The sequence below is a fragment of the Dietzia sp. SYD-A1 genome (genome assembly GCF_015356725.1).
Classification (GTDB): Bacteria; Actinomycetota; Actinomycetes; order Mycobacteriales; family Mycobacteriaceae; genus Dietzia.
The window spans coordinates 1-6,920 of sequence record NZ_JADDKI010000335.1; the positions used below are offsets into that span (position 1 = coordinate 1).

Here is a 6,920-nt window from a genome sequence, read left to right on the forward strand (position 1 = left end):
GGTTGACCGGCCTCGCGGCGTCCACCACCATGCCCGCCGTGCTGGCCGCCGCGGCCGTACTCGGCGTGGGCTGGGGGTTGTTCATCGCGGTCGACATGGCGATCATCACCGGGTCGCTGGCCACCTCCGGCACCGCGGGCACCCTGCTGGGCATGGCCAACATCGCGACCTCACTGCCGCAGGTGGTCGCACCCGCGATCGCGGTACCCCTCGTGACCTCCGCCGCCGGGTACCCCGCCCTCTACGGGGCCGGCGCGGGCATCGCCGTCGCCGCCGCCCTGTGCACCCTGCGACTCCGCGGCGTCCGATAGACCCACGAGAAAGGACACCTTCCTTGCCGACCCGAGACCCGATCCTGCCCCCCGGTTTCCGCCTGGGCACCGCCACCGCGGCCGCCCAGATCGAGGGCGGGGCCGACGCCGACGGGCGTGGCCCGAGCATCTGGGACACCTTCGCCGCCGAACCCGGCCGCATCCGCGGCGGCGACACCCCGGCCGTGGCGTGCGACCACTACCACCGCCACGCCGAGGACGTCCGCGACCTGGCCGACCTCGGGGTCGACGACTACCGGTTCTCGATCTCCTGGTCCCGGGTCCTGCCCACCGGACGCGGGCGGGTCAACGAACCCGGCCTGGACTTCTACTCGCGGCTCGTCGACGATCTCCTGGCGGCCGGCATCCGCCCCGTGCCCACCCTCTACCACTGGGACCTGCCGCAGACCCTGCAGGACGAGGGCGGGTGGTTGCGCCGGGACACCTCCCGGGAACTGGCCGACTACGCCGCGGTGGTGGTCGACGCCCTCGGCGACCGCGTCACCCGCTGGCACACGCTCAACGAGATGAACGTCCACACCCTGTACGGTCACGGGCTCACCGATCACGCGCCGGCCCTCGGAATGGGGCTGGACTGCCTGCCCGTGGCGCACAATCTGCTCCGCGCCCACGGCCTGGCGGTCGAGGCCATCCGGGCCTCCGGGACCCGGCACGAGGTGGGGGTGGTCCAACAGCACTTCCCCGTCCTCGCCGCGACCGACTCCGCCGAGGACCTCGAGGCCGCCGAGATGTTCCGCATCCTCACCAACTGGCTGTTCTCCGATCCCGTCCTGCGCGGTGAGTACCCGCAGGACTGGGTGGCCGAGCTCGTCATGAGCTCCGCGGGACTGACCCCCGACCAGCTCGAGCAGGACCTCGTCGTCATCGCCGGCCCCCTCGACCACTACGGGGTCAACTACTACGAACCCACGGTGATCGAGGCCCCGCGCCCCGACACCGACTACTCCGGGGTGCTCGAGGTGGACTTCCCGCAGGACATGCCGTTCCGCCCGGTACGTATCGAGGGCGTCGAGCGGACCGATTTCGACTGGCCCGTCGTGCCGTCGGGCCTCACGGACATCCTCGTGGCGCTCCACGAGCGCTACCCGGGGCTGCCGCCGGTGACGGTGACCGAGAACGGGGCCTCGTTCCACGAGGGCCCCGGAGCGGACGGAGCGGTCCACGACGACCGGCGGATCGAGTATCTCCGCGCACACCTCGCGGCCGTGGCGGACGCCATCGAGGCGGGCGTGAACGTGGACGGGTACTACGTGTGGTCGGCGATGGACAACTTCGAGTGGGCCGCCGGCTACGCCGAGCGCTTCGGCCTGGTCCACGTGGACCACGGCACCCTCACGCGGACCCGCAAGGACTCCTGGTACTGGTACCGCGACCTGATCGCCGCGCAGCGGGAGCGAGTAGCGGGTGGTGGTCCGACACGACCCTCGGGAGAGGATCCGGCGGTCTAGGCTGGGCGGATGACCACAGTCTCGACCGCCGGTCGCCGTCGTTCCCTGGGCCTGATCGGCGTGGGCACGGCCCTCGCGCTGCTCGGGTCGGCGTGTGGGACGCCGTTGGCGACACCCGATCCGGACGCGAGTCCGGCCGCGTACTCGGCGCTCGAGGTCGACGAGGACCGGATCGACTACGCGGTCGGCAAGGTCACCGACATCGTCGAGGAGGAACTGGAGGCCTCAGGGATCCCGGGCGCGGCCGTCGCGGTGGTGCACGGCGGCGAGGTGGTCCTCGCGGAGGGCTTCGGCGTCCGTGACACCAGCACCGGCGCCGAGGTGGACGCGGGGACAGTCTTCCCACTGGCCTCGATCTCCAAGTCGGTCAGCGCGACAGTGGTGGCCGCGGAGAGCGGGAACGGCGAGGTCGACTGGTCCACCCCGGTGAGCGAGTACCTACCGTGGTTCGAGCTCTCCGATGCCCAGCTGTCCCCGCTCGTCACCGTGGGCGACGTCTTCGCGCACCGCTCGGGCCTGCCCGAGCACGCGGGGGACGATCTCGAGGACCTGGGGTATGACCGGCCCGCGGTCCTGCACGGTCTGCGGCACCTTCCGCTCACGCCGTTCCGGGCCTCGTACGCGTACACGAACTTCGGGCTGACAGCCGGTGCGGAAGCCGTGGCGGTCGCCGCGGGGACGCCCTGGGACGAGTTGAGCCGCGAGCGAATCTTCGAGCCCCTCGGGATGAGCGAGACCTCCTACTCGCACGTCGAGCTGCTCGAGCGGGACAACCGGGCCGTCGGCCACGTCGGGAACGACACGGGCGCGGGAACCGGCGACTGGGTGCCCGCCGATCCCCAACGCGATCCCGACGCGCAGGCCCCGGCGGGGGGACTGAGTTCGTCGGTGACCGACATGGCCGCGTGGATGGCCATGGTGCTGCACGACGGCAAAGGACCCGACGGCACCCAGGTGGTCCCCGCCGAGGCGCTGCGCGAGGCCCTCACCCCACAGATCGTGTCCGCGCCCCCACAGGCCGCAGCCGACCGCCCCGGCTCCTACGGGTACGGCTTCAACATCGGCACCAGCTCGTCAGGGCGGGTCCAGTGGAGCCATTCCGGGGCCTTCGCGCTCGGCGCGGGCACCGCGATGCTCATGCTGCCCTCGCTGGACCTCGGGATCATCACCGTGACCAACGCCTCGCCCACCGGGGTGGCGGAGACGATCAACGCCCGGTTTGCCGACTACGCCCAGTACGGCGACCCCACGCTGGACTGGCGCGAACTGTTCGGACAGGCGTTCGCCCCAGTGCTCGATCCCGTGGGAGACCTGGTGGACGCGCGGCGACCCGCCGCCCCGGCGCCGGCACCGGACCCGGCCGAGCTCGTCGGCACTTACGACAACGACTACTTCGGGACTCTGGAGGTCCGCGAATCGGAGGACGGGCTGGAGATGATCGTGGGCCGGGTGGCCGTCGCGTGGCCGCTCGAGCCCTGGGACGGCGAGACGTTCGCCGTCCAGCCACGGAGCGAGAACTGGCCGCCGGGGTCGCGGGGCTCGGTGACGTTCGACGACGACGAGGTCACGGTCGAGCTCCTGGACGGCAACGGACTCGGGACCTTCACCCGAGCTCCTGCCGGAGAGGACCCCGCCGAGGGCGATCCCGGCGACTGACGCGCCGTCTGTCGCGTCTGGCGTCGGCGTCGGGGGTGGTCAGGAACGTCGAGAGCCACCTCATCCGCGGATCGGCGTCCACCAGGAAGGCCTTGACCACGAGCGTCAACGGCACCGCCAGGATCGCGCCCAACGCGCCGGCCACCGAGGTCCAGAACACCAGCGAGAGGAACGTCACGGTGGGGGTGAGTCCCACGGCGTCGCCGGTGAACTTGGGCTGGATGAAGCTCTGGATCACCAGGTTGACCACGCAGTAGATCACCACCACCCAGATGGCGTCGACCGGTCCCCCGGTCAGCAGTGCGAACAGCGCGGGCGGCACGAGGCCCAGCACGAAGCCGATGTTGGGGATGTAGTTGGTGACGAAGGCCAGCACGCCCCACACCACCGCGAGCGGCACGCCGATGATCATCAGAGCCACCGTGTCGATGATCGCGACGAGGAGACCGAAGATCGTCGAGACGATCCAGTACGACTTCACGCCGTCGGTGAAGGAGCTGAGCGCGTCGGCCAGCCGGGGCCGCTGACGGACGATCACGGCTCGACGGCGGGTGACGCCCGGGACGTCGAACACCAGGAAGGTCAGCGCGATCACCAGGACGGTGAGCTGGCCCCCCGCCGAGGACACCTGCCCCGCCACGTTCTGGACCGTCCCGATGATCGTGCCGGGGTCCACGCCCGCCAGGCTCGACGAGACCTGATCCTGGCTGACCCCGAACCGGCCGAGGAACTCGATGGTCTGACCGTAGAGCTCGACGAACCTGTCCTGATACTGCGGGATCTCCTCGGCGGCGATCCACAGTGCCCACACGAGCATCCCCACCAGCGCGGCCAGCAGCAGGTAGAGCACGAGCAGGACGATGATCATCCCACCCCACCGCGGCAGGCCGGCCCGCTCCAGGCGCCGCTGCAGCGGCTGGGCGGCGATCACCAGGTTGAGGGCGAGGAAGGCCGGCATGACCATGGCCGCGTGCTGGGAGATCCCCCAGACCACCGCGAACGCCGCGGCCAGCGACACCACCGTGACGCCGGCGATTCCCCACCCCCTGGGCTCCTCGTGCGGGGCGGGCACCTCGGTTTCGCGCACGCCGGGTTCGCGAACGCCATCGCCGGTGGTCGTCATGGCCCCTCCTCGACCCGCGCCCAGCGCGCAGGACGCGGATCAGAGTAGCCCCTGTCAGCCCCCGTTCAGCGCCGAACGGATGGCGTCGACGTCGACGTCGTCGAGGTCGGCCGGATCCCACGTGGGATCGCGGTCCTTGTCGATCACCACGGCCCGCACTCCCTCGACGAAGTCCGGACGGGCGGTGATCCATCCGCCCAGCGCCAGCTCGTTGTCGAGGCATTCGCGGAGATCGCCCGCGGCGGCCCCGGCGCGGAGCAGCTCGATGGTGGCGATGACGGAGGTCGGGCAGTGGGACCGCAGCATCCCGAGGGTCGCGGTGGCCCACTCGTCCTGGGGGCCGGACTCCAGGGCGTCGACCATCTCCTGCGCGGTGCCGCGGCCGAAGACGTCCTCGATCCGGTCGATGTGCTGCTCGACCGCGGACTCCCCCGCCGCCGCGCGCTCGAGGCCGTGTCGCTCGAGGGCGGCGTCGAGGCCGTCGGATCCGATGACGGTGACGAAGGTGTCCCGGTCGGCGTCGTCGATCAGATGGGTGGCCAGACCCGTGTAGAGGGCGTCCGCGGAGTTCATCCGGACCCCGGTGGTGCCGAGGTAGATCCCCACCGCCAGGCCGCGGGTCCCGCCGCCGCACAGTCGGGGCAGGAAGTGGCTGGCGCCGACGTCGGGGATGAACCCGATCGCCGTCTCGGGCATCGCCATCATGACCGTGGTGGTGACCACCCGGTGCGAACCGTTGATGGAGATCCCGAGGCCGCCGCCCATCGCGACGCCGTGGATCACCGCGACCGTGGGCACCCGGTGGGTGTGGTACGCGAGGTCCATCGCGTACTCCTCGGAGAAGAACTCCCGGTTGGTCTGGTGCTCCCCGGCGGCCGCGGCGTCGCGCAGGGCGCGGATGTCGCCGCCCGCGCAGAACGCCTTCTCCGAGGTACTCGTGGTGACGACGGCCTCCACGCCCGAGTCCTGCGAGGCGGCGTCCAGTGCGGAGTGCAGGGCCCGGCACATGGGTAGGTCGAGGGAGTTCAGGGCCTTGGGGCGGTCCAGGACGATGTGCTGCATCCGGCCTTCTCGCCGGGTGGTGACGAATTCGCTCATGCCCCCAGTGTGTCAGGCCGGTCACCCGCCGTCGCCGAGATACTAGGAATTCCTACCTAGATCGCCCCCGCCTCACCTCAGAGCAATTCGGACGCGACATCCGGGACGTACTTGAACTCCTCGCGTGGCGGCCGCTCGTAGTTGGCCCCCTCGGGTCGCTCCGGGATCTCGAAGGTCGGCGGCTCCAGCTTCTCCCACGGGACGGTGGAGAGCAGGTGGGAGATCACGTTGATCCGCGACCTCTTCTTGTCCTCGGACTCCACCGTGTACCAGGGCGCCTCCGGGATGTCGGTGTGGATGAACATCTCGTCCTTGGCGCGGCTGTAGGCCTCCCACCGGTTGATCGACTCCAGGTCCATCGGCGAGAGCTTCCACCGGCGCATGGGATCGTCGTGCCGGGAGCGGAACCGGCGCTCCTGCTCCTCGTCCGACACGGAGAACCAGTACTTGCGCAGCATGATCCCGTCCTCCACGAGCAGGCGCTCGAAGATCGGCGCCTGGTGCAGGAAGCGGCGGTACTCGTCGGTCGTACAGAACCCCATCACTCGCTCCACGCCGGCCCGGTTGTACCAGGAGCGGTCGAAGATCACGATCTCACCGGCTGCCGGCAGATGCTCGACGTAGCGCTGGAAGTACCACTGCGTCTTGTGCACCTCGGTCGGCGCGGGCAGTGCGACCACGCGGGCGTACCGGGGGTTGAGGTACTGGGTGATCCGCTTGATCGCCGACCCCTTTCCTGCGGCGTCGCGACCCTCGAACACCACCACGAGCCGGTTCCCCGTCTCCTTGAGCCAGGCCTGCATCTCCACGAGCTCGGCCTGCAACCGCTCCAGTTCGGCCTCGTAGGCCTTCTTGGGCAGCTTCTCGAGCCCGCTGGGCAGCAGGTCCTTCGTGCCCGCCTTCGTGCCCGCCGCGTCCGAGGAGGCCTTGGGGCGCGCCTTCTTGGCGCCCTTCTTGCCCTGCTTGTCGCCACTCATCCCACCGATACTACGGCCGCGCAGGCGGCTCCGGGCCCGGAGGAACGTCTTGACAGTAGTCCAGACGACTGTCTAGCTTCGGGCGAGGGTGACGCTCGTCACCGCACCGACACGATCCTGACGGTTAGGCGACATGACGACTCTCACCCGCCGGGGGTTCCTCGGCTCACTCGCCGCCGCCGGGGTCGCGGCACTCGCGTCCGACCCCCTCGCCGCCGGCCAGGGGACCGACCCCGCGAGCCCCGCACCCGCAGGCCCCGGACGAATCCCCCACGAGGTGCAGGAC

5 protein-coding genes and 1 pseudogene are annotated in these 6,920 nt (G+C 70.6%); 3 read left to right on the top strand and 3 right to left on the bottom strand.

Annotation, left to right across the window (positions count from 1 at the left end):
• The 3 genes and pseudogenes from IY392_RS13135 to IY392_RS13145 form a co-directional block, all read left to right on the top strand.
• Nucleotides 1–311, top strand: a pseudogene (locus IY392_RS13135) (MFS transporter); the annotation flags it as partial.
• A gap of 23 nt (nucleotides 312–334) precedes the next feature.
• A complete protein-coding gene (locus IY392_RS13140) occupies nucleotides 335–1,780 on the top strand; it encodes a GH1 family beta-glucosidase (protein WP_194861450.1) in 1,446 nt (481 codons plus the stop codon).
• Between the two features lie 9 nt (nucleotides 1,781–1,789).
• Nucleotides 1,790–3,436 carry a serine hydrolase gene (locus IY392_RS13145; RefSeq protein ID WP_194861451.1) on the top strand — a complete coding sequence of 549 codons (1,647 nt, stop codon included), beginning with the start codon at nucleotides 1,790–1,792 and terminating at the stop codon, nucleotides 3,434–3,436.
• Here the strand turns inward: IY392_RS13145 and IY392_RS13150 are convergent.
• The 3 genes from IY392_RS13150 to ppk2 all read right to left on the bottom strand — a co-directional run bounded on the left by IY392_RS13150 (nucleotide 3,384) and on the right by ppk2 (nucleotide 6,634).
• Nucleotides 3,384–4,559: an AI-2E family transporter gene (locus IY392_RS13150; RefSeq protein ID WP_107756943.1), complete on the bottom strand. Its 1,176-nt coding sequence runs from the start codon at nucleotides 4,557–4,559 to the stop codon at nucleotides 3,384–3,386. The two genes, IY392_RS13145 and IY392_RS13150, sit on opposite strands and share 53 nt — an antisense overlap.
• 54 nt (nucleotides 4,560–4,613) lie before the next feature.
• Nucleotides 4,614–5,657: an enoyl-CoA hydratase/isomerase family protein gene (locus tag IY392_RS13155; RefSeq protein WP_194861452.1), complete on the bottom strand. Its 1,044-nt coding sequence runs from the start codon at nucleotides 5,655–5,657 to the stop codon at nucleotides 4,614–4,616.
• 77 nt (nucleotides 5,658–5,734) lie between these two features.
• Complete coding sequence (gene ppk2, locus IY392_RS13160; RefSeq protein WP_228549382.1) at nucleotides 5,735–6,634, bottom strand: polyphosphate kinase 2; 900 nt, start codon at nucleotides 6,632–6,634, stop codon at nucleotides 5,735–5,737.
• Nucleotides 6,635–6,920: the final 286 nt, after the last annotated feature.

Excerpts from the sequence above, each read along its gene's own strand:
- IY392_RS13155 (WP_194861452.1), bottom strand. The coding sequence starts at position 5,657 with ATGAGCGAATTCGTCACCACCCGGCGAGAAGGCCGGATGCAGCACATC.
- IY392_RS13150 (WP_107756943.1), bottom strand. The coding sequence starts at position 4,559 with ATGACGACCACCGGCGATGGCGTTCGCGAACCCGGCGTGCGCGAAACC.
- ppk2 (WP_228549382.1), bottom strand. The coding sequence starts at position 6,634 with ATGAGTGGCGACAAGCAGGGCAAGAAGGGCGCCAAGAAGGCGCGCCCC.
- IY392_RS13145 (WP_194861451.1), top strand. The coding sequence starts at position 1,790 with ATGACCACAGTCTCGACCGCCGGTCGCCGTCGTTCCCTGGGCCTGATC.